This window comes from uncultured Microbulbifer sp., assembly GCF_947489355.1.
Classification (GTDB): Bacteria; Pseudomonadota; Gammaproteobacteria; order Pseudomonadales; family Cellvibrionaceae; genus Microbulbifer.
Map to the genome: position 1 here is coordinate 1 of NZ_CANLDD010000213.1, position 331 is coordinate 331.

Here is a 331-nt window from a genome sequence, read left to right on the forward strand (position 1 = left end):
CATAGGCTGATATATTTCTCCAGGCGATCCGGGAAGTGGATCGTCAGCTGTGACAGCGTCAAGTTCCAGTTCTGGATTGGGTGCGTCCAGCGCTCGGAGGCTTTCAGTATACCGGCGTAAAGCAGCGAGTTATAACCAATTCTGGTGTTTGAGGATTTGAAAGAAAGCAGCGTATCTGGTTGATTTGTTGTTGCCAAACAGTCAGCCAACCAAGAGTACGCCGCTATGGACAAGAATACCGTTGTTGAGTTTACTGTAGTGGTCAACTTTTACCGGACAGTAAGTTAAGATTTTCTTCCGCCTTTGCAGGTGGTATACCATCGTTGTGCTG

1 pseudogene is annotated in these 331 nt (G+C 47.4%); it reads right to left on the reverse strand.

Going from position 1 to position 331, the window contains the following annotated elements:
* Positions 1–125, reverse strand: a pseudogene (locus Q1A48_RS21505) (IS256 family transposase); the annotation flags it as partial.
* Between the last annotated feature and the right edge of the window lie 206 nt (positions 126–331).